Origin of the sequence: Methanosarcina hadiensis (genome assembly GCF_046529725.1) — an archaeon.
GTDB lineage: Archaea > Halobacteriota > Methanosarcinia > Methanosarcinales > Methanosarcinaceae > Methanosarcina > Methanosarcina hadiensis.
The window spans coordinates 1,982,358-2,004,379 of sequence record NZ_CP136241.1; the positions used below are offsets into that span (position 1 = coordinate 1,982,358).

Sequence of the window (22,022 nt, forward strand, 5' to 3'; positions counted from 1 at the left end):
AAATTCTTCTTTTCCTGATTTCTGCTTCACCCAGTGACCGGCTCGTGAGTTATTGGCTCATGGAGTTATTGTTTCATGGGTTATTGTTTCAAGGAGTTATTGGCTCATGGAGTTATCAATTATTCTTTTTATGTGAATTCATTCACTGATCCAGGCTTTTGCTTCATTAAACTCGTTGTTCCCATAGGTATTTACCTGGAAAGGAACGGTTAATCCGAATGCTTTTATAGCATTAATTATCCAGCCTACATCCGAGACAACTGCAACCTTTTCGAAATCATTGAAATTCTTTATCCCAAGCCTGGCATCTTCCAGCATAGCGTTATCGGTAAATCCCTCGAATTCTTCACCTAATTGGTAAAGCAGACGAACTTTACCATACTTTTTTACCTTGTCTTCAATGGCAGGGATTAATTTCTCTTCGTATTCTTCCCCTGTTAATATTCCTTTTACAGTGATCGCTATAACATTATCCGGCAATCCCTTTACTATTTCTAACATTTAACCTCCCCTTCTGGCTTTCCTTCATCTAATAACGCACAAAGCCAATTAAATTATAGTACCAGATAAATATAAATCGTGACTCTATACAGAATAGTTTCTCTGCATTCAGAATGAATGAAATTTGTTTTGTTATGTTTAAACCTCAATTTAAGAATGTATTAAAAGGATTCAAAGCAGCAAAAAATATATTTATTGCTGAAAGGCTAATCTTTTAAGGTAAAGGGGAAATGGGGAACTTGTTCTGGAAGACAACATTATAGAGGTGAATAACCTCGAGTACTTTTTTGGGGATATCAAGGCAGTAGACAATATCAGCTTCACCGTTAAGCAGGGAGAAATTTTCTCTTTTCTCGGGCCAAATGGAGCTGGAAAAAGTACGGTAATCAATGTCCTTACAACTCTCCTGCCTATCCAGAAAGGGAGCGCAAAGATCGCAGGGTACGATTTAAAACACGAGCCTGAGAAGGTAAGAGAGTCAATAGGGATTGTTTTTCAGGAGCTTACACTCGATAGGGATATGACTGTACGGGAGATTCTGGAGTACCACGGAAGGCTCTATTCAATGCCGAAAGCTGAGAGGCAGGAAAGGGTTGACGAACTTATCAGTCTCGTAGAGCTTGAAGGAAAGAGGGATACACTTACCAAGCACCTGAGCGGCGGGATGAAGCGCAGGCTTGAGATTGCAAGGGGGCTTATGACAAGGCCGAAGGTGCTTTTTATGGACGAGCCTACTATCGGGCTTGACCCTCAGACCAGAATCCGAATCTGGGACTATGTAAAGGACATAAATCAGCAGGGCACAACCATTTTTTTGACCACGCATTACATGGACGAAGCTGACCAGCTCAGTGACAGGATCAGCATAATAGACCACGGAAAAATAGTCATTACAGGCAGATCCTGGGAGTTAAAAAACATGCTTGGTCAGGATCTTATATACCTGGAAACAGGCGACAACTGGGCAGCTGGGGAGTTGCTAAAGGATCTCGATAGTGTAAAAGGAATCAAAGAGAAGTCAAAAGGGATAGTTGTTATGGTCAACGTGGACGGGACCTATCTGCTGCCCGAGGTCATGGACAGGCTTCGAAGCGGGGGAATTAAAATTAAGGCAGTGAACCTGAAAAAGCCTTCAATGGATGATGTTTTTGTCCATTATACCGGCAGGGAGTTAAGGGACAATGGGGCAGAAAAAGGTGCTGTAGTGGTCTCGAGAGTCAGGAGGCGTTAAATATGCGCACAGGGTTCCTTACTATCTACTGGCGCGATATGCTCCGTTTCGTCCGGTTCCGTGCTCTCCTGTTCTCTTCACTTGTCCAGCCCGCACTCTGGCTCGCATTTTTCGGGATTGCAATGTCAAACAACTTTGAAAGGCTGACCGCAACCATGCCTGCCATTCCAGGCGTAAAGACTGTCGGTTACCTGACTTTCATAGGTGCAGGCGTTATTGCAATGACCACGCTTTTTACAAGCCTGTTCGGAGGTACTGTCCTTCTTTTTGACAAAAACTGGGGGCTTATGCGCGAGACACTCTCAAGCCCGCTTCCAAGGATCCATGTCATTATTGGTATAGGTTTGTCAGCTATGACCAAGTCGTTCATTCAGGCAGCCGTAATCATGGGATTCGGACTTTTGCTCGGAGTCGAGTTTTTCAGGGGCTATTCCCTCATACAGATCCTTTATTCTCTTTTAGGAATCATGGCTTTTGTAGGCACTTTTTCCCTTGGATTTCTTTTTCTATCAGCAGCAATCGCGATAACTATGGAAAGCCCGGAGGGAATGCAGGCAGTAATTACCCTGCTTACCATGCCTTTCTTTTTCACAAGCAACGCCCTCTATCCTGTCAACTCTTTCCCGCCAGTACTCAGGGCTCTGTCAACAATTAATCCTCTTACGCACCTTGTCAGCGGGATCAGATATTTTGCAATAGGAAGCGACTTTTCTGCAATTGGGATCCGCTATACTTACACACAAGGGGAGATCCTTGTTTCTTATATCGCCCTGCTTGCTTTTGCAGGAATCATGTTTTTTATTGCAAGGTGGAGGTTCAGTAAGGTTACTGTCACATAAGTGAGGATTTTTATCAGAAACTTAATTTCCAAAAATATATCCCTACTTTGTCCCTTGATTTAATAAAAAAATAATTATATAAAAATAGCCGGATGAAGTGGTACCAATGAGTTTAGCAGGTCAAACAGCCCTTGTAACAGGAGGGAACAAAGGGATAGGAAGATCTATCTGTTTTGCTCTGGCAAAGGAAGGAGCAAACATTGTTATTGCTGCAAGGAACGAAAGTGAGTCAAGGGAAACTCTTGACAGGTTAAAGGGTATGGGAAGTAAAGCATTTGCGATTTCGGTTGACGTGCGCAGTGAAGAAGATGTGAGACGCCTTATCTCAACAATAATTGACAGGTGTGGCAGACTTGATATTCTTGTCAATAATGCCGGAGTGGCATATAAAAAGAGGCTGGAAGAAACCTCTCTGGAAGAATACGATAAAACCATGGACACAAACTTAAAAGGTGTTTTCCTCTGTACAAAATATGCGATTCCCTATATTAGAAGGAGCAATAATGGGAAGATAATAAATATCTCATCCATAGGAGGGCTTCATGGGCTTCCTGAATTCTCAGTGTATTGCGGATCGAAATTTGCCGTTAACGGCATGACTGAAGCAATAGCTTCCGAACTTGAAGGGGAAATAAAAGTTTATTCAATATGCCCGGGCGCTGTGGACACGGATATGTACAGGTCAATCTATTCAGATGTACCGCCGCTCAAACCTGAGCATATAGCACAAAAAGTCCTGGAACTCGCTTCATCTGATTCAAGAGTACCATCCGGGAAAATCATCGAGATAAGTGCTCCACCTGTTCCCCAACTTTGAAAGTTAAAGCCAGGTTAAAAATCAAAGTTCGGTTGAGTACGGGACTCCGAATCAAAGCAAAAAATGAGCTGGGTTGGGTACAGGACTTTTAATTAGCGAAGTTTAAATTGTTGAATATCGAATAATCCTATAAGATGATTACCCATTTCTTTTTAAGGGTTTAATGATTACCCATTTCTTTTTAAGGGTTTAAGGGGAGTTTTTGAATCATTTTTTACTCTCCCTTTTTGTTTCAATAGAATTCTTTTAATCTCAACAAATTTAAAGAAATGAGAACTGATTAAACATCCGGGTTTGATTCCATATGCTTCGAGTCTTTTATTTATGCCTGACTCCTTGATTTCGGCGCAAACGCCTTATTAAAATTCAGATTCTCATTCAATCATGTTTCTGATTCAGGTTCTTGATAGAAATTAGTTTAGAAATAGAAATTCCAAAAACATATCCTTTATTCTATTAAATAAGTAAAGCGATTTTTATGAGATTGAAAGGTCAAACAGCCGTTGTAACCGGCGGGGGAAAAGGAATAGGAAGAGCGATATGCCTGGCACTTGCAAAAGAAGGGGCCGACATAGTAGTTGTTGCAAGGACAGAAAAAGACATTCGGGAAACTGCCCGGATGGTAGAAAAAGAAGATAGAAGAGCTCTTGCAGTGAGTACGGATATACGGATAGAAGAGGATGTCGAAAACATGGTTTTAAAGGCGATGGATACCTTTGGAAGGATAGATATCCTCGTGAATAATGCAGGAGTGGCATACAGGAAGTACATGGTGGACACCTCAAGAGAAGAATATGAAAACATTATGGATACGAATGTAAAAGGCATGTTTTTTTGCACGAAATATGCTCTTCCTCACCTGCTTAAAAGGGGTGAAGGCAGGATAATAAATATATCTTCAGGTGCAGGAAAGCACGGGATACCCAAACTCTCCATATACTGTGCTTCGAAATTTGCAGTAATTGGTTTTACCGAGTCTATTGCTTATGAAATTGGAGGGGGAGTTCAGGTGTATGCAGTCTGCCCTGCCAGTGTGGACACGGACATGTATCATTCGCTGCATTCGGATGAGCCAGTCCTGAAACCCGAAGATGTTGCGAGGAAAGTTCTTGAGCTCTGTTTACCGGACACTACCCTCCCTTCAGGCTCGTCAGTTGATGTCTACAGGCCTCCTATGAGGGTTGTTTAACTCTGAAATACCGGATTTATATAAGCTTGATTCACATTTATCTGGTTCGAATAGTAATTTACTAAAGATCGGGTTCAATCTTAATTTATTAAAAATCTGTTTTTGTTGTGCTGAAAAAAGATAAAAGAAGTTAAAGAAAGATAAAAAAAATATCTTTGAAATCAGGGTGGAATCATGTTCAAAAATCGTAAAGATGCGGGAGAAAAACTGGCCCAGGCTCTTGAAAGATACAGGGCGGAAAATCCTGTTATCCTTGCAATTCCGCGCGGGGGAGTGGAAGTCGGATTGCAGGTTTCAAAGGAGCTGGAAGCTGACTTTTCCCTTATAATTGCAAGGAAACTGCCTTTTCCTGACAATCCCGAAGCCGGATTCGGGGCAATAGCCGAGAATGGGAGCACTTTCATTTTTGAAAATGCAGGTTACTGGCTTGCAGGGGAAACTATTGAACATATTAAACGGGAACAGATTGAAGAAATAGAGCGGCGTGTAAATGCCCTGAGAGGTGGAAATCCCCTGCCTGATATCTCTGGAAGAACAGTGATTCTTATTGATGATGGGATTGCTATGGGCTCCACTATGAGGGCAACCATTAAACTCTGTAAAAACAGAAAGGCAGGAAAAATTGTTGTTGCCGTACCCGTAGCAGGAAGAGAAGTTGCAGATGCAATATCAAAAGAAGCTGATGAAATGATCGTGCTCGAGATTCCCGTTAATTTCAGAGCGGTAGCTCAGGCTTATGAAAACTGGTATGATGTCTCTGACGAAGAGGTGCTTGACCTTCTGCGGGAGAGGATCAGGGGAAAAGAGACAAAAGACCATGATTTTGACCAGTCCGGACCAGGCACATAACAGAGACCAAGGAAAAAGTTGAATTTAAGTTTCAGGATTCAAATCTAAACTAATTCCTGTATTTATTCATTTTCTAGTTCCGTATTTTATTCTGTATTTTATTCTCTTGCACTGCTCCCGGGGCAGAAAACGCCATGTAGTCAATCAATGGCGATATTCTCAGCACTGTCCTGTCTTGATTTATATCCATTTTTGTGATGCTGGTACTGATCCGTTTATATTGATTCTCGATAGGCTTTTTTACTCGAGACTCAGGGAATAGAACATTAAAATAAAAACCTTGTGTTATTCTTGAATTCCGGAAAGTATTCTATTAAGAGGCGTTTACGTCTAACCCAGCAGAAAAACGATTGAAAAAACTAAGCCGGAAGGTTTTCAGGCCAGCCTGCTCTAACCTGGTTATACGCTGCACTTCTCATAAAAATGGTACTTCTTGGCACTCCTACCCAGAAATGCCAATTTGCTAAATCGAGCACAGGAACAGGCACTCTAAATAGATATGATAAATATCAAACTCTTTCCTGAGAGATCTTTGCACCCTGATGAAGAAATTAGAATATATTAAAAATAGTCGTATATAGATCTATAGATTATATAGAGCGGCCTGAAGTATATGGAAAATATAAAATATAATGAAATGGTCTGGAATACCATAAGATCATTGATTTAAGAAAAGCGTGTGCGGACTCCATAAATCATGCAAAATGGAAGATATCCAAAGTGTCATAGCAGTTATAGCATTTTTGGAGTTTAAAATCTCTGGAGTAAGGAAAAAAATGGATTTACTTGTCATAGCAATTATCCTTGCAGGCTTATATATGGCCTGGAACATAGGGGCAAATGACCTCGCAAATGCTATGGGGACTTCAGTAGGAACGGGTGCCCTGACTATCAAACAGGTCATTATCATTGCTGCTGTGTTTGAATTCCTGGGTGCCGTAGTCTTCGGAAACAGGGTTACCTCAACAATTGCAAAGGGAATCGTTCCCATTGATATGATCAGCAGCATTCATCCAGAAATTGTGGTGCTTGGAATGCTGGCTTCAATTCTTGCCGCAAGTTTCTGGGTGACTCTGGCAACTTTCTACAACCTCCCGGTTTCAACCAGTCATTCCATTGTCGGCTCTGTACTCGGTTTCGGGTTGATTGCAGCTTTTAACGGTATTATCTCTTTTTCTGACATTCACTGGGTTGTTCTTGTAAAAATTATTGCTAGCTGGTTTGTATCTCCGGCCCTTGGTGCGATTTTTGCATATCTGATTTTTTCCGTAATAAGGAGGCTTTATCTTCACAGGGCTTCAGATATGCCTGCTGTTGAGAAAAAATTCTTATTCTTACAGGTTATAACTGGATGTTATATCGCATTTGCGCACGGATCAAACGATGTAGCAAACGCTGTAGGTCCTCTCTCTGCCGCACTTAATGTGATGGGTGTAACAGGAACCGAAGTGCCTATCTGGGTACTGGTAATGGGAGGTCTCGGTATGGTAATAGGCATGGCGACCTGGGGCTATAAAGTGGTCGAAACCATAGGGTCGAAGATAACCGAACTAACCCCTACACGTGGCTTTTCCGCACAGTTTGCAACTGCATCGGTTGTTCTGCTGCACAGTTACAGTTCTCTCCCTATTTCAACTACTCATACCCTTGTAGGTTCGGTTATTGGTGTAGGGCTTGCAGGAGGGCTTGCAGCTGTTGATCTTGGCGTGATCTGGAGGATTATTTCTTCCTGGATAGCAACAGTCCCCATAGCTGCCCTTACATCGGCAATAATTTTTGTGGGACTCGAGGTGATCTTTTGATGAAAGACTACATCCGTTCCGTACTCGACGTGGTCGCAGAATCTCCTTTCGTCCCCCTGGAAAAGCATGCCAGAAAAGGAGTGCTTGCAGTTGAAAAGCTCGCTGAAGCGATGGAAGCCTACTGTGCAGGAAATCAGGCGCTTCTTGATGAGCGTACAGAGGAAATCGACATACTGGAACATGATGCCGACAAAATAAAGCAGAAAATCAGAGCAAGCATACCCTCTACCGTCAGGCTGCCCGTGAATAAAAAAGATCTCCTTTCTTTTCTTAAGCAGCAGGACTCAATAGCTGATTTTGCCCAGGCTTCAGCCTACTGGATGACACTTCGCCCCTGCAAAGACCTTCCTGATGAAATCAAGAATGGTTTTTTGGAACTCATGGCTGCCTCTTTGAAAACAGCCAGGATGTACGACGAGCTTGTTGGTGAACTTTATAAGCTACTTGCCACTTCTTTCAGCAAAGAAGAGATCAGAGAGACCCTGATGATCGTTCCGGAAGTCGAAAAACTGGAACATGATGTGGATGTGCTTGAGACCGCTCTATTAAAAAAGATCTTTGAACATGAGTCTGCCATCGGGGGAGCAGGAGTCTGCCATCTGATGGGGCTTGTCGAAAGAATCGGAGGCATTGCGGACAAATCCGCAAGTGCTGCTGACCGCCTGAGATCCATGATCCTCAGAAGGTAAATTTTCCCCATTTACCTTTCTTTTTTATTACTCATTTTCCACTGGGTTATATATTCCTGATTATTTTGTTACTTGCTTTGCGGGGCAGGAAGTTTTCAGTTTTTTCCATGTGTAACGCTGGACTGGTCGAGCCCGCCAGTAGATAAAAATAAACTGGAACCGTACCGCAAGGGAAAAAGAAAGGGCCCGCTCAAAAAAAGTAAGCAGATAAAGAAGTAAAAAAGAAACTTAAAAATGGTATTTTCAGGTAAAAAGTCCCATTCAGTCTTTCTGGCAATCTATTTTTGATTTACTTCTTCTCTTTTCTTTTTTATCACGGGAGAGGCTGCTCTTCTTCGTAGAGCGCAATAAGAACCTTCATGTATGGCTGATAAGGCTTTTTGGTTTTGCTATGTCTTATTTTTACATTTTTCAGTATTTAAGAAGTTTCTGCATTTTCCAGGTAATCCGTGCATGCTGCAGAAGATTCTGGTGAGCCATTGTAACTTACGATTACAGCTGCTGCAAGCACAAGAATACATCCTGCAAGTGTGCCTGCTGAAAGAGCAACTCCAAGGAAGACAAGATCAAAGAAGACGCCTGCAACAGGTTCAATTAAAGCGAGAAGGCTCCCGGTTTGGGACTGGAGGTTTGCATACCCGATTGTCGTCAGCATTCCTCCAATACCTACGGAAACGATTCCGAAAACAGCCAGAGTGGACAGGTTTGGGGCAAGTGAATAAAAAGGAGTCTTAAAAGCAAAAGGCAGCATCAGGAGGCAGCTGATGGCAGTACCCCAGAAAGCAATTGCAAATTCCGAATGGTCTCTTTTTAAAACTCGCACATTCATAATGATAACTGCAAGTAGCATTCCTGCGAAAAGTCCGGACGCTATTCCTATCATATGGCTGCCGGAAAACTCAATGCTCCCGAACCCATCCTCCGGTCGGATTACGAAATAAACACCTGCAATTGCAAGGAAAAGAGCCAAAATACTCTCTTTACCGACTTTTTCTTTTAAAACGAATGGAGAAGCGAGCATCACGTAAATCGGGGCTGTATATTCAAGCAGGATGGCTACGGAGAAACAGGTTTCTTTTACACAGAGGAAGTAAAAGAACATGTTAACCACGACAAAAATACCCTGTAAGAGAAGGCGAGACTTTCTTTTTCCGGGTTTCAGTTCCCCAAGCCTTTTTGTAACCAGAAGAAAGATGAAAATAAAGATAAGACCGAAGAGCAGGCGGTAAAATATTACAGAAGTTATGGGCAGGTTATGAATACCGGCAAGGAATAAACCGGTCATGCCGTAGAGAACACAACCAAGCAGCACTGCCAGATAAGGACCTTTTTTCACCTGAAACATAAGGCAGTAAAAAGCCTGATACATTTAAATAAGTTGTCGGGCCAGATTCTTTTTATGAATAAAAAAGTTGTAGTTTGTTTGCTTTTGCTGATTATTGTAACAGCTGGCTCAGGCTGCGTCTCTGAGCCGGTTACATCTGATGAAGGTGTTAATAGTATGGACCTTGAAGAAATAGAAGGACTATGGCTTGGAACCCTTCAGGTTCAGGGCGGAATGGAGGTAAGGCTATTATTTAACATTTCTTCCAGCCCTGATGGTTCCGTCAGTGCAACAATGGACAGTCTGGACCAGGGAGTAAAAGGAATACCTGTAGAAGCTGTCACCTATAAGGACAAAAAGCTGCACCTGGATGTAAAATCCATAAGGGGGAGCTTTGAGGGCACACTCAAAGGAGATGGAAAAACAATAGAAGGTGAGTGGAAACAATCCGGATCAGTTCTTCCTCTTGTGCTTTCTCGCATAGATGAAACCCCTGACACGCGAAAGGAGCAGGACCCTGTAAAACCATACCCTTACGATGAAAAAGAAGTTGTTTATGAAAATGCCGAAGCAGGAGTTACACTGGCAGGAACTTTAACCCTTCCCCGTTCAGAGGGACCTTTTCCGGCAGTAATCTTGATATCCGGTTCCGGACAGCAGAACCGTGATGAGGAAATCTTAGGGCATCGCCCGTTTCTTGTGCTCTCGGATTATCTGACGCGCAGGGGAATAGCTGTTCTAAGGGTCGATGACAGGGGTGTGGGAGGGTCCACCGGGGACTTCTCGCAGGCCACCTCAGAAGATTTCGCAGGAGATGTACTTGCCGGAATTGAGTACCTCAAAAGCCGCGAAGAAATAGATGCGTCCCGCATAGGGCTGATAGGCCACAGCGAAGGAGGCTTGATCGCTCCCATTGTGGCTTCATCCTCTCCTGATGTTGCATTCATAGTGATGATGGCTGGTCAGGGGATTACCGGGGAAGAGATCCTGTACCTCCAGAGTGACCTTATTTTCAGGGCAGAAGGGATAGACAACGAAACAATAGCCAGGAATAATGCTCTTATGAAAAGCATGTATTCCGTGATAAAAGAGGAACAGAATGATACTGTTGCCGCAGAAAAACTCCGGAAGCTTCTAATGGACGAAGTGGCAAACATGAGTGAAGAAGAGAAAAAGAATTCAGGCTACTCTGAAGATGTCCTGGAAGCTCAGGTTAATGCCCAGGTCCAGACTCTGATCTCTCCCTGGATGCGCTTTTTCCTGACATATGACCCGGTACCTACCTTGATGAAGGTAAAGTGTCCGGTTCTTGCGATAAATGGAGAAAAAGACCTTCAGGTGCCACCTGAAGAGAATCTTCAGGCAATAGAAGAAGCCCTTAAAGCAGGAGGCAATAAGGACTATACTGTAAAAGAACTGCCAGGACTCAATCACTTATTCCAGACTGCCGAAACAGGATCACCATCCGAATATGCAAAAATTAACGAGACCATTTCACCTGTGGCTCTGGAACTGATAGGAGACTGGGTTTCCGAACATACAGCCATTACTGACTAAAAGCAATGAAAGGAAAATAGAAAAGCCGCATTGACTCTATTACACCTGTTGAAGAATAGCGGCTTTTCTCGCTGATTTTTTTAAGTTCTTCTTTTCTTTCAATTTTTAAGCCCTGTATGTTGAAACCCATTCCGGCCTTTCAGGCGGATTTGCCTTCAGCATTTCTCTCCATCCTTCGTCTGTCAGGCGATCGGACATAGGCTGCTTGAATTCGTAGTGGCTCATAACCGGTCCTGCAGCCAGGAAAATCCTGCCATCGGGAGTAGTAAATGCTACAATTAACATATCCACGTAACCTGTTCCTTCCTCGAGTACCTGTTCGTTATTGGGTTCTGTGTGGACGTCTGCAATAAGGGTAGTTTTCCTTGCTTCCTCATCGACATTTACGCTCGACTGGATAATTTCTCCAAACTTGGAAATGTAAACTTTATCTTCTTCTGTCAGCTCTTCATTCTCAAGTTCCTTTTCGGAAATTTCGATAAGTTTTTCAAGTGTTTTTTCAAGACTTTTAAATTTCCATCTGGAATCCTCATCGAGTGCATCCATCTCTTCCAGGCCACTTTCAGTCATCCGTGTAAGAGCAAGTAGCCGGTTATAAAATTCAGGCACAGGTTCCACATATCCTGCAGGCTTGTCCTCAAAAACAGGAAGTGACTCCTCTATTCCGTAGCTTTGTTTAGCATATAAAATTGTATCGTGCCTCAGTTCGGTCCATGAAGCGAGGGAAGTGCTCAACTCTTTATCCTGCCAGGCATCGGTCTGCATGAAGGTTGGATATCCCGAGCCGTGGTCTTTTAGTAGAGGCCGAAGCGAATAAAGCCAGGACCAGTAAAGATTTCTGTTCCACTCGGCTGTGCTAAAATTTGAAAATTCCGAGTCAAGCTTATTGTACTGAATGCTATAATTCTTATAACTGGAGTCGTTGAGTTCATTAAGCCAGTAAACGGCCCTTTCCGAACCCAGGAGAGCCATCGTGTCAAGTCCCCGCGGGAAACCCCTGTTGTTTCCGTATTCGGAATCTATATAGGTAAATGGCACATGTTCTAGATTTCCTGTATACTCTTTAGTATAAGGGCCGGTAAGATGGAAGAAAATATAAGAATCGGGGATAAAACGCTGTCCCATGAGCCTGAAGCCTTTTGTATCTTCAAGAAGCTCATCCGCCTGCTCAGCCGTTAGAATAGGCCCGTGAGTTCCGCTTCCTGTGCCTCCGTAGATCTCTGGACTCCGGTACCCGGCAAGTTCTATCTTTAGATCTTCTATTGTTGTGGTGTTAAAATTCTTTGACTCGTTTCCAAATACTGTTTCCATAGCTTCTATATATTCATAAGGTCCGAGATCGTCAGAGATACCAACATAAAAGGCAGTAATTGTGTAGATCCGGTCCCATTTCTGAAGGAGATCCAGATTGTTTTCAAGCTGTGAAGTAATCAGGCTTGCCTGGATAGTCTGGATCCTAGCTTCTTTTTCCGGATCTTCAGCCTCAATTAATTTTCCTTTCAGGAGCATACTCATCCTGCCGTGCCACATAAATGCCTTAAAGTAATTTTTAAGGATTTCTGAGTTAGTGTAGTGCCCCCTGGGAACATATTGAGAGTAATCCTCCTTATAAAGAAAGATAGGAGAATATGAAAAACCTTTGTGAGAGTTGATAAGAGCCAGTTCGGCATCGACATCATCTTTTACAAATGCAGGAATCTCAAACTGATATATTTCCTTCGCAGCAGGGTCAAAGTATTTTCCTGCTTCGGGGCTATAAGGATCTTTAACCTTCTTTATTTGTTCATCTTCTGGCTGGAGTAGGCTCAACGCAACCGAAAAATAGGCTGCATTTCTTCTTGCTGCTTCTTTTCCTTCCCCGGATGCGCTATTATATTCTTCAACGGAAGCATCAAGTAGAGCTTTATCGAGTTCCCACAGGAGGTCGTACAGCTCATTCCGCTCTACCTGGCTCATGCTGTCATCAAACTGGATGTGATAAAGGTGGAGAAGGGTATCCGAAGTTATAAAAATAAGCTGTCCTTCGTTTTCAAGTCTACTATACATAGCAGTGATATCATCTTCCTCTGGATTGTAAGGGTTAGAAATTGCCACAAATCCGTTTTCTTTCAGTTTATCAAGAGCTTCCTCATCTGTCAAAAACCTTTGAGAAAATTCTTCATAATTTGAAATCTCTGATTCTTCCAGAGGCAGATCATATTGGGGAGTTTTCAGATCTATATCAAGGGCTTCAAGTCTGTAGTTTCCTGCAAGAGAAGAGTTTTCTGTTTCCAGACTGGAAAGATTCACCGCTTCAGTTTTCAGGTAGCCTGTTGAGGAACCTTCATTACTGTTTGTTTCTTCAGTCGTTCCAGTTCCATTCTCCGTACTTAATATAGAACTTTGCTCCGTGCATCCTCCTGTAAAAAGGGAAGCTAAAATAATAAGGAATATTAAAAGAGCCACAGCTGCATTGGTTCGATTCTTCATTGTTTCATCTCGGCCGCATTGCATCAGTATCTGATTCGAGTTTTACTCGCTCAGAGAGTATAGGGTTTCCGTCCAAGTCTACAGGTTCATTTGTCAGGTTCAGATGTACTGTTTTGCAACCGAAGACCGTTTCGGGGTCAAACTTTTCTAAAAATTAACTTTTTATTGTTATCTAGTCAACTATTTCAAACTATCCTAAAGTCGGCTAAGTAGGATTCACTTATAAAACATGACGAATAAATGTTAATAAAATAAAAAATGGGTAAATTAGAAGATAGCCGGGAAAAATTAAGAAATATAAGTGGAGGTCCACTCCGGCCTCTCAGGCGGATTTGCCTCCAGTATTTCTCTCCATTTCTCGTCTGCCAGACGGTCAGACATGGACTGCTTGAATTCATAATGGCTCATGACAGGTCCGGCTCCTATAAGGATTCTGCCGTCAGGAAGTTTGTATGCAACTACGAGCATGTCCACATATCCGACTCCCTCTTCGAGAACGGTTTCCGTGTTTGTGTCCGTATGAACATCAGCCACAACCGTCGTTTTTCTGGCTTTCTCGTCAACATCTGCTATGACGCCTTCAAGCTGATCCCCAAAGTTTTTGATGAACTCGTAGTCTTCTTCTGTCAACTCTTCATTTTCCAGTTCCTTTTCCGAAATTGCCTGAAGCCTTGAAAGGATGTTTTCAAGCTCTGTTAACCTTGACTTTGAAACAGGGTCGAGAACGCCCATTTCATCCAGACCCTGATTTGTCATCTTTGTTAAGGCAAGCAATCTGGAGTAAAAGTCCGGAACAGGCTCAACATATCCCACAACAGGCCTTTCTTCAGGCGGCTCCATTGCGGACGTCGCAAGTACTGTATAACTCTGTTTGGCATAAAGGATAGTGTCATGCCTGAGTTCAGTCCAGGACGCCAGTGAGGTGCTCAATTCTTTATCCTGCCAGGCATCGGTCTGCATGAAGGTCGGGTATCCTTCTCCGTAATCTTTCAGAAGGGGCTGAAGGGAATAGAGCCATGACCAGTAAAGGTTTCTGTTCCAGTCAGCCGTACTGAAGTTAGAAAACTCCGTTTCCATGGATCCATACTGAACACTATAATTTTTGTAGCTCGAATCGTTCAGTTCGTCAAGCCAGTAAACAGCCCTTTCCGAGCCCAGGAGAGCCATTACGTCAAGCCCGCGCGAGAAGCCGCGGATAGGTCCTGCTTCTGAGATAACTAAAGTGAAGGGCTCTTCTTTTTCTCCCTGGTATTCACCTGTATAGGCTCCAACCATATTTGAGAAAATATAAGAGTCAGGAATGAAGCGCTGGCCCATGAAACGGAATCCAGTTGTATTTGCCAGGCATTCATCAGCCTGCTCGGGAGTAAAGGGCGGCTCCAGGGCACAGTTTCCTGTTCCTCCGTAAATCTTCGGACCTTCGTATTCGGCAAGTACGGTCTTCATTTCTTCTATTGTAGTTTCATTAAATTTTCTTTCTTCACTGCCAAAAACGGAGTTAATTGCTTCCATATATTCGTAAGGCCCGAGATCGTCAGAAAAGCCCACATAAAAAGCCGTTACCCCATAGATCCTGTCCCAATTTTTGAGAAGATCAGGGTCTTTTTCGAGCTGGGAAGCGATCAGGCTTGCCTGTATGGTCTGGATGCGGGCGTCTTTTGCAGGGTCCTCGGATTTTATCAGTTCACCTTTCAGGAGCATGCTTATTCTGCCGTGCCACATGAAAGCTTTAAAATAATTTTGCAATTTTTCCGAGCGGGTGTAATGGCCTCTCGGTACGTACTGAGAATAGTCTTCATCGTACAGAAAAATAGGAGATGTGGCAAAACCTTCATGCGCTTCTATCAAAGTGAGTTCGGCTTCAACTTCATCCCGTACAAATGAAGGGATTTCAAACCGATATTTTTCTGCCGAGCCTGCAGGGAAAAGAGCTTCATCAACAAAATCATAGGAATTATCTGCCTGTACCTGTGAGGATTCTGGCTGGAGAAGGCTCAGTGCAACTGCAAAGTAAGCTGCATTCCTTCTTGCGGCTTCTTTTTCTTCGCCTGAAGCGCTGTTGTACTCATCTACCGAAGCATTCAGCAGGGCAAGGTCGGTTTCCCATATGGTATCATAAAACTGATTTTCCTCTATCTGGCGTAGAGTCTCGTCGAACTGGATATGATAAAGGTGCAGAAGGGAATCCGTAGTAATAAAAACAGGAATTTCATTTTCCTTAAGTACAGGATACATTGAGGTTATATCTTCTTCCCCATAGTTGTAAGGATTTTCAATAACCACAAAACCGTTACTCTGCAGAACTTCAATATCAGACTCGTTCAGAGGAATTTTACCTGAAAAGGTTTTGTAATTGGAGATTTCTTCCTTTTTCAGGGGCAACTCATAGGGGGGCACTTTTAACTCTATATCCAGGGCTTCCAGGTTATAATTTACAGGCAGGGTAGCACCCTGTCCCAGAATTCCTGAGTAAGTTACGGCATCTGTTTTAAGCATATCTACAGCATTGCTATCAGCGCCCTGATCTGTATTCTGACCAGAGCAACCCGCAAAACAAACAAAGAGTAAAAGTGTAACGTAAACTAATGCTAATCTGTTTCTTCGGTCCATTACCCATACCTCGGCAAAACCAGTAAAAAATAGTTAAACGTAAAAAGAATTAAGTTTTCACATATAAAAAAAGAGATGCTTTCTTTTCTATTCTTTCTTTTCTATTATTCATGAGGGCTAAAAGGGTCAATCTTGAAAAGCAAAATCATGAATAGCACAGTTACAGCTCCTGAACTTAATAGAAGCGGATCTCTTGTAATACTAAGTAGTGCACCTGCAATGAGCAAGAAAAACCCTACAATCAATAAAACCTGAAATTTTCTGTCCAATTTTTTGTCCCCTGTGCTACCCATTTCTGATATTTATATTTATTCAAATTATTCATTCAAAGTACTGAAATTTACCCTAATTCCCCATTACCAATTGTTTCTCTTTGGTTATTTATTTTTCCATAAACCATTTATTCTTTTGCTAAACTTCGAAATGATTCGAAGTTATCTCTAGTGAGCTATGGCGTCTGATTGCGTTAATATAAAGCTAATCCCAAAAAGCCATTTATTAATATCACCATGACTTTTTAGGATTTTTTAGGATAATTCTATGACCGGAGAACCTTTGTCACTTAGATAGAGAATATGAAAAAAGTGGCGTACTTCATTTTTCGTTTCCTTATAATATATGTATATATAAATGGGTCCTATAATTAATAGGGGACGGAAATAAAAAGAGGAGCTGGATATGAATAGCGGTATTTTTAAGAAGATAATGGTTGCAACAGATGGTTCTGAATTAGTAAAAAGAGCAATTGATACTGCAGTTGATATTGCAAGACAGAACGAGGCAAAGCTGTATGCTGTATATGTTATCTCAATGGGATTTTTTTCGATGACACTTCCTACAGACGAGCAATGGAAAATGGCATTTCAGCAGCGGATCATGACAGAGGGTAGGGAAGCAACAGCTTATGTCGAAAATGTCGGAAGAACTGCAAATGTCAGAGTCGAATCCATAGTTCTTAGAGGTAACCCTGCGGATGAGATTATCAGTTTTGCTGAAAGAAAAGACATTGATCTTATTGTTATGGGCACACAGGGAAGAACAGGAATTAAGAAATTCCTGCTCGGAAGCGTAGCCGAAAATGTGGTCAGGCACTCTAAAAAATCAGTACTTGTTGTAAGGGGAGAAACTGCAGAAGAAGAACAATAAATTTCATTGTTATCTGTTGACGTTAAAATTATCCAAGATCAAGATATAAATAGAGTATTCCATATTCTTACTCTAGTGCTGACTTATAGGAACTAATCAATGGAATTTTGTATGTTGTTACAACTGGTTTCACCTGGCAAGATGTTCCCCACCAGTGTAGTTCTAAATCAATTGTTCATAGATTCCATCTGTATTTTTAAGAACATGAAATTTATCAGGAAATCTTTAACGAACTTTTAAACAAAGGTTATGACTTGAAAAATAGATCTTTCTCATTTTTTTACTGATACAAAGGATATCCCTGCAAAAGCCTGTAAACAAGCCTTCCAGAGTGCCAGCTGATGCAATGTATGATACAGCTAAAATTAGAAAATATAACAGGAAAAGATGAATAAAGTACAATACACCAGTAGATATAAGAAACAGACAGAAAAAGAAGATAGAAAGACCAATAAAGGTAGATTAGGAAGATCACAAAAAGAAAAGTGCAATAAAAAGGCTCTTTATCTTGATAGAGTCGTAAAAGGAAGTTTTTCCAGGATATGAAGTCAAAGAAACATCATATCTGGGAGTTGTAATGTTAGCAGCAATAATGAGGTTAAATAAAGTTTTGGAATGAGCTCATAAATAAACCCTAATCCTAAAAAATTAGAAATAGCTGATCCCAAAACTCAAAATCGCTTCCCCAAACACTGTAATCCGATAATCAATCAAGTTTCAGATCATAGGAATAATTCTGAAGCTTTATGATTTTTAGAATAAAATCGGTTTTGGGATGAGCTCAAAATAAATATTCTCTCAAATTGGTGCAATTATTTTTGATTTTATTATGAAAAAAAGCTAACGATTCTTAAATACAGGAATCGACTATTTTTAGTCTTAAGATAAGTTAATAATTATACAACTACATTATTATTTTTATGTAAATTAAATTCTCATCGAAATCTTGAGGTTCTTTCCCAAGTTTAGTCTCCAGTCTCAATCTTCGACCTTCTAGTTGTGCAGAGCCGCCAGGTAAGCTGGCGGGATTCTATACCACCTGGCTTTAAAGAACACTTTCTATGGAAAAGGACTTTTTTTGACCTTTAAGGCTTATTAGTGTTTGACTGTTTTTTTACTGGATTCCTGCGGCGCTTAATAGAAGAAAGCGACATTCCACATGAAGAAAAAAGAGAGATAACGAAAAACAAAACGATATAAATAAAAAAATAAAAAGGGAAAATATTTCAGCTTTCTTCAGATTAGTATTTTCTGCATATGCCTTTTATAAAAATAACTGAAATGCCCGGAAGGGCGAGTTTTTCTGTGATAAGGTAAGGGAGTGAGAGTTCCGAGCCAGCAGAATGTTTATTCGTTTCATTATCCATGTCGAAAAATGATACGTCGGAAACTACCGCTTCTACCATTTTCCTGAGGTCAGGGACTTTCTGCCCTCCTGTCATAGCTGCTACTTCGTTCTGCAGTACGAGCACAAGCACTTCGTAACCTTCATTTACAGCATTCAAAAGACCAAGGATACCTGAATGTGCAAGTGCAAAGTCGCCGATTACAGCTATGCCTTTTTTCTCGAAGCCGCATGCGACCGAAATTGCAGAACCCAGGGCAAAACTGACATCGACTGCAGCAAGAGGCTCGGGTGCACTCCGGACAGAACAGCCCATGTCTCCGGCAACCTGAACATCAATATTGCGAAGAAAATGATATAGAGGGAGATAGGGGCAATCCTCACAGATAGCAGCCCTGCCTTTTTTTCCGGATTCTATTAAACTGGAATCTACAGGTCTTAAGACATTTTCTTTTTCGATATTCTCAAGGGCAAATTCGATATCCTCGGATGTTATCTGTCCGTATGGAAGGTGTCCTGTTTTTTTTCCGCAAATATTGCCAGCAATAAGGATCTGCTCTTCTATTACAGGTTCGGACTCTTCGACTACCAGTACCTTCTGTTTATCTTTCAGAAAAGCTTTTATTTTTTTCACTGGCAGAGGGTTTACAAGGTTTAGAATAAGGCGAGAAATCCTCTTATCCTTGCCAGACTTTTTCAAGAAATCTTCGACAACCGAGGACGCGAAGCCTGAAGAAATTATGCCTAACTTTCCGCCCCCTTTAATCGGCTCATCATTTCCTCTTTCTCTTACTTCGTTCAGATCGGTATTCTCAGATTCGTTTTCAAGCACAGGGTAAACATTTGAGTGAAAATGCTGGTGCTTTTCCACCATCCTTAGCTTCCAGATAGAGCGGTCAAATACAGGATGAAGGGCTGAAGCTGCTGGAAGGCGCTTTATTTTTCCTTTGCTTTTCTCCAGACCTGCAGTTACTCTTATTATGACCGGAATACGGGTTTCTTCAGAAAGCTCATAGGCCCTTCTGATAATTCCGTACGCAGCCTCAGGACAGCTCGGGTCAAATACCGGAACCTCGACTATTTTACCATACCAGCGGGAGTCCTGCTCGTTTTGAGAGCCTTTTACTCCAGGGTCATCCCCTGCAATGATTACCAGCCCTGCTCCGATCGTATGCGTAACCGAGGTTATGAGCGGGTCGGAAAGGATGTTCATGCCGACATGTTTAACAAGCACAAGAGACCTTCTGCCTGATACGGAGGCTCCAAGAGCTACTTCCAGAGCAACTTTCTCATTTGTAAGCCAGCTGGCTCTACAGGTTGAATCATCTGTTTTAGTTAAATTATATTTTTTTAAAAAAAGTTCCATCAGGGAGGTAACAGGATACCCCGGAACCCCTGTTACGAGCTTGACATCACTATCAAGAGCTGCAAAATAAAGTGCTTCAAATCCATTGCATACGGTTTCAGACACTGCTTCTTTTTCTTCTTTCAAGCTGGTACCGCCCGGGAATTTAAGACTCAATTATTAATTATACGGTTCAGGTAATACTTATTATATCGTTAAGCTTGCTTTATTCAGCTGATTTTTCAGCTGGCTTTATTCATCTGTTTGTTTAGCTGGTTTTGTTTAGCTGGTTTTGTTTAGCTGGTTTTTTCCAGACTTATCGGCTTTATTTCGGTTCCCGGGATTATAGATTCTTCTGGCCTTCCAAACCAGGGCAGGGAGGCAAGGGCACCTATTACCCCGTTGCCGCCGAGCAGGACTTCCACATTGTTTTCTTCGGCACAGCGCAGGGTGTCTTCCTTCGGAACTCTTTCTGTACGGCAGCGGTTGCTATAAGAGTAAAGGCCTTTTGCGTAAAAATCAGATAATACTACAAGTCCCGTTTCTTTCGATGCACTGTATTTTTTAAGAGCTTTTTCAAAAGAGCTGACAAGCTTTGACTTTGCTTTTTCGTCTACACAACCGAATTCAAGGACTGTTGACATGCAGTTCTGGGTCTTTTCAGGGACAGGGAATAACTGGACAAGGGCATGGGAAAGGTAAACGGCTTCCTGGCAATCAAGCTGAGTTGCAATATTATGAGTAAGAGTCCACGTGGCTCCTATATCCTTTGAGTCTGTATCATCTATCCCGATCAGGACTCGGTCCCTGCGGGGGACTACAATAGTGCCCTTTGCACAGCGCTCTCCTCCTGACTCGGAAATCCTGTAACGCAGAACCCCGTCAGCAAATGCTCTGCAGCGAGTTGCGCCAACGCCTCCCCCTCCCAGTCCTGCATAAGTTATTTCCACTTCGTCCCCCTGCACGACCACGGATTCTATGCCTGCGGCTGCAACCGAGGGTTTAAGTTCTAGCTTCGAGGTTCCGGTTTTCATAAAATAGCGGATCATATTTCCCGTTGAGCGGGCTTTAAGGATAAGGGGAGCCTTAGCATAATGGTAAAGGGACCAGGCTGCCCCACTGTAGCAATTTGAGTGTTCGATAATTTCCGCGTATTCGTTTTTCGCGTCACAGACCGCATAGATGCCCCTGTAAGGCACTGTATAGGGATCATTAAGATTTACTTCTTCAGTCTGTCTGTTATCAAGCGCACAGGCGTTTATATGTTTTGTAATGCCGAAGACCTCCTTTTTAAGGGGTTAGAAAGTGGGAGGAGAAATTGTTTGTCGAAGCCCATTTCCTGTAAATATATATAAGTATCGTAGATTTAGAGGGTTTAAAGTTGAGTCAGATAAGGATTTATCGAGTAAACCGGGGTCGAGTATAAGCATGTAACAGTACAAGTATCTAACTGTATTAATCTCAATTACCCTGCTAATAGCCTTAATTGATCAAATCTTAACTGGTTAGGCTTACTGATTAAATCTTACTGTTTAAATCTTGACTGGTTAAGTTTTACTGATTAGTTTGACTGATTAAATTTTACTTATTAAATCTTAACCGATTAAATCATAGCTTAATTATTATAGATTCTTTTTAATATCCATGCCATATTTTGCCCTAGATTTTTCATATTTTCAATGCCTTCATGGTCCTGTTCGACTTCTCCTATTGCATTTCCGTAAACCATGTTCCAGTAACTCGAGCCTGCAAGAATCATTTCTTTACTGTACATGAAGTTGTTCAGGGTATCAAAAGCACTGATAGCACCGCCGCGTCGAGCAGCAACGACTGATGCTCCGACTTTGTATTTCAACAATCCTTTATTTCCTGCCAGCACCATACTTGCCCTGTCAATCAGGGCTTTCATCTGAGATGTCACACCAGCGGAATACACGGGAGAACCAAGAATGATCCCATCAGAAGCTATCATTTTTTCAAGGCATTCGTTGAAAAAATCATCCGTAATTACACACTGCTTATTCCTGTTTTTATGGCAAGCCCTGCAGGCTCTACACCCTTCTATTTTGTTTTCCGAAAGCTGAATTAGTTCGATTTCAATTCCTTCTTTCATGAGCTCGTCGAATACGGTTTTAATCAGAATTGAGGTATTATCATTTTTTCTTGGGCTTCCGTTAATGCCTAAAACTTTCATAAATTTCAACTCACGCTTTAACCATATTTAATTTATCTATTTCTCGATACCTTCAATCGACTATGGAAGCCTTATACTGCAGATAAATGTATTAGAATTTTTTTGTTCTATGCAT

Annotated in this window: 17 protein-coding genes; 9 read left to right on the forward strand and 8 right to left on the reverse strand. The window is 41.9% G+C overall.

The features are described 5' to 3' along the window. Positions 1-138: 138 nt before the first annotated feature. Entirely contained in the window at positions 139-501 is a 363-nt protein-coding gene (locus tag RSJ42_RS08475; RefSeq protein WP_410510130.1) for an STAS/SEC14 domain-containing protein, read from the reverse strand. Positions 502-766: 265 nt separating this feature from the next. Between RSJ42_RS08475 and RSJ42_RS08480 the strand changes: the two genes are divergently transcribed. From RSJ42_RS08480 to RSJ42_RS08510, 7 genes are all read left to right on the forward strand, one after another. Then, a complete protein-coding gene (locus RSJ42_RS08480) occupies positions 767-1,732 on the forward strand; it encodes an ATP-binding cassette domain-containing protein (RefSeq protein ID WP_410510131.1) in 966 nt (321 codons plus the stop codon). A 2-nt stretch (positions 1,733-1,734) separates the two neighbouring features. Continuing rightward, positions 1,735-2,571, forward strand: coding sequence for an ABC transporter permease (locus RSJ42_RS08485; protein ID WP_410510132.1), 837 nt, complete (start codon positions 1,735-1,737; stop codon positions 2,569-2,571). A 106-nt stretch (positions 2,572-2,677) separates the two neighbouring features. After that, positions 2,678-3,388, forward strand: coding sequence for an SDR family NAD(P)-dependent oxidoreductase (locus RSJ42_RS08490; RefSeq protein ID WP_410510133.1), 711 nt, complete (start codon positions 2,678-2,680; stop codon positions 3,386-3,388). Between the two features lie 478 nt (positions 3,389-3,866). Continuing rightward, positions 3,867-4,577, forward strand: a complete 711-nt coding sequence (locus RSJ42_RS08495; protein ID WP_410510134.1) for an SDR family NAD(P)-dependent oxidoreductase — start codon at positions 3,867-3,869, stop codon at positions 4,575-4,577. A gap of 174 nt (positions 4,578-4,751) precedes the next feature. After that, on the forward strand, positions 4,752-5,426 hold the full coding sequence (locus tag RSJ42_RS08500) for a phosphoribosyltransferase (protein ID WP_410510135.1): 675 nt from the start codon (positions 4,752-4,754) through the stop codon (positions 5,424-5,426). 776 nt (positions 5,427-6,202) lie between these two features. Continuing rightward, positions 6,203-7,228, forward strand: coding sequence for an inorganic phosphate transporter (locus RSJ42_RS08505; protein WP_410510136.1), 1,026 nt, complete (start codon positions 6,203-6,205; stop codon positions 7,226-7,228). After that, positions 7,228-7,917, forward strand: coding sequence for a TIGR00153 family protein (locus RSJ42_RS08510; protein ID WP_410510137.1), 690 nt, complete (start codon positions 7,228-7,230; stop codon positions 7,915-7,917). The genes RSJ42_RS08505 and RSJ42_RS08510 overlap by 1 nt, the downstream gene beginning before the upstream one ends. A 418-nt stretch (positions 7,918-8,335) precedes the next feature. Here the strand turns inward: RSJ42_RS08510 and RSJ42_RS08515 are convergent, their stop codons facing one another. Further along, positions 8,336-9,262: a DMT family transporter gene (locus tag RSJ42_RS08515; RefSeq protein WP_410510138.1), complete on the reverse strand. Its 927-nt coding sequence runs from the start codon at positions 9,260-9,262 to the stop codon at positions 8,336-8,338. A gap of 54 nt (positions 9,263-9,316) precedes the next feature. Between RSJ42_RS08515 and RSJ42_RS08520 the strand changes: the two genes are divergently transcribed. After that, positions 9,317-10,798 (forward strand): alpha/beta hydrolase family protein, encoded by a 1,482-nt coding sequence (locus RSJ42_RS08520; RefSeq protein WP_410510139.1) that lies wholly within the window; start codon positions 9,317-9,319, stop codon positions 10,796-10,798. Here RSJ42_RS08520 and RSJ42_RS08525 read toward each other — a convergent pair. From RSJ42_RS08525 to RSJ42_RS08535, 3 genes are all read right to left on the reverse strand, one after another. Continuing rightward, entirely contained in the window at positions 10,788-10,928 is a 141-nt protein-coding gene (locus RSJ42_RS08525; RefSeq protein ID WP_410510437.1) for a hypothetical protein, read from the reverse strand. The two genes, RSJ42_RS08520 and RSJ42_RS08525, sit on opposite strands and share 11 nt — an antisense overlap. After that, positions 10,904-13,267 carry a DUF3160 domain-containing protein gene (locus RSJ42_RS08530; RefSeq protein ID WP_410510140.1) on the reverse strand — a complete coding sequence of 788 codons (2,364 nt, stop codon included), beginning with the start codon at positions 13,265-13,267 and terminating at the stop codon, positions 10,904-10,906. Before RSJ42_RS08530 ends, RSJ42_RS08525 begins: the two co-directional genes overlap by 25 nt. Positions 13,268-13,555: 288 nt before the next feature. Further along, on the reverse strand, positions 13,556-15,877 hold the full coding sequence (locus RSJ42_RS08535; RefSeq protein ID WP_410510141.1) for a DUF3160 domain-containing protein: 2,322 nt from the start codon (positions 15,875-15,877) through the stop codon (positions 13,556-13,558). A 678-nt stretch (positions 15,878-16,555) separates the two neighbouring features. Here RSJ42_RS08535 and RSJ42_RS08540 point away from each other — a divergent pair. After that, complete coding sequence (locus RSJ42_RS08540) at positions 16,556-17,023, forward strand: universal stress protein (protein ID WP_410510142.1); 468 nt, start codon at positions 16,556-16,558, stop codon at positions 17,021-17,023. Between the two features lie 1,241 nt (positions 17,024-18,264). Here the strand turns inward: RSJ42_RS08540 and RSJ42_RS08545 are convergent. The 3 genes from RSJ42_RS08545 to RSJ42_RS08555 all read right to left on the reverse strand — a co-directional run bounded on the left by RSJ42_RS08545 (position 18,265) and on the right by RSJ42_RS08555 (position 21,907). Continuing rightward, the gene (locus RSJ42_RS08545) at positions 18,265-19,860 is read right to left on the reverse strand and encodes a thiamine pyrophosphate-dependent enzyme (RefSeq protein ID WP_410510143.1); all 1,596 of its coding nucleotides are present in this window, start codon (positions 19,858-19,860) and stop codon (positions 18,265-18,267) included. 149 nt (positions 19,861-20,009) lie between these two features. After that, positions 20,010-20,912 carry a methanogenesis marker protein 11 gene (gene mmp11 / locus RSJ42_RS08550; protein WP_410510144.1) on the reverse strand — a complete coding sequence of 301 codons (903 nt, stop codon included), beginning with the start codon at positions 20,910-20,912 and terminating at the stop codon, positions 20,010-20,012. A 416-nt stretch (positions 20,913-21,328) separates the two neighbouring features. Further along, the gene (locus RSJ42_RS08555) at positions 21,329-21,907 is read right to left on the reverse strand and encodes a flavodoxin family protein (RefSeq protein WP_410510145.1); all 579 of its coding nucleotides are present in this window, start codon (positions 21,905-21,907) and stop codon (positions 21,329-21,331) included. Positions 21,908-22,022: the final 115 nt, after the last annotated feature.

Coding starts and splice junctions, on each gene's coding strand:
- RSJ42_RS08485 (WP_410510132.1), top strand. CDS start 1,735: ATGCGCACAGGGTTCCTTACTATCTACTGGCGCGATATGCTCCGTTTC.
- RSJ42_RS08520 (WP_410510139.1), top strand. CDS start 9,317: ATGAATAAAAAAGTTGTAGTTTGTTTGCTTTTGCTGATTATTGTAACA.
- RSJ42_RS08555 (WP_410510145.1), bottom strand. CDS start 21,907: ATGAAAGTTTTAGGCATTAACGGAAGCCCAAGAAAAAATGATAATACC.
- RSJ42_RS08530 (WP_410510140.1), bottom strand. CDS start 13,267: ATGAAGAATCGAACCAATGCAGCTGTGGCTCTTTTAATATTCCTTATT.
- RSJ42_RS08500 (WP_410510135.1), top strand. CDS start 4,752: ATGTTCAAAAATCGTAAAGATGCGGGAGAAAAACTGGCCCAGGCTCTT.
- RSJ42_RS08475 (WP_410510130.1), bottom strand. CDS start 501: ATGTTAGAAATAGTAAAGGGATTGCCGGATAATGTTATAGCGATCACT.
- RSJ42_RS08515 (WP_410510138.1), bottom strand. CDS start 9,262: ATGTTTCAGGTGAAAAAAGGTCCTTATCTGGCAGTGCTGCTTGGTTGT.
- RSJ42_RS08510 (WP_410510137.1), top strand. CDS start 7,228: ATGAAAGACTACATCCGTTCCGTACTCGACGTGGTCGCAGAATCTCCT.
- RSJ42_RS08540 (WP_410510142.1), top strand. CDS start 16,556: ATGAATAGCGGTATTTTTAAGAAGATAATGGTTGCAACAGATGGTTCT.
- RSJ42_RS08490 (WP_410510133.1), top strand. CDS start 2,678: ATGAGTTTAGCAGGTCAAACAGCCCTTGTAACAGGAGGGAACAAAGGG.
- RSJ42_RS08495 (WP_410510134.1), top strand. CDS start 3,867: ATGAGATTGAAAGGTCAAACAGCCGTTGTAACCGGCGGGGGAAAAGGA.
- RSJ42_RS08525 (WP_410510437.1), bottom strand. CDS start 10,928: ATGGGTTTCAACATACAGGGCTTAAAAATTGAAAGAAAAGAAGAACTT.
- RSJ42_RS08535 (WP_410510141.1), bottom strand. CDS start 15,877: ATGGACCGAAGAAACAGATTAGCATTAGTTTACGTTACACTTTTACTC.
- RSJ42_RS08505 (WP_410510136.1), top strand. CDS start 6,203: ATGGATTTACTTGTCATAGCAATTATCCTTGCAGGCTTATATATGGCC.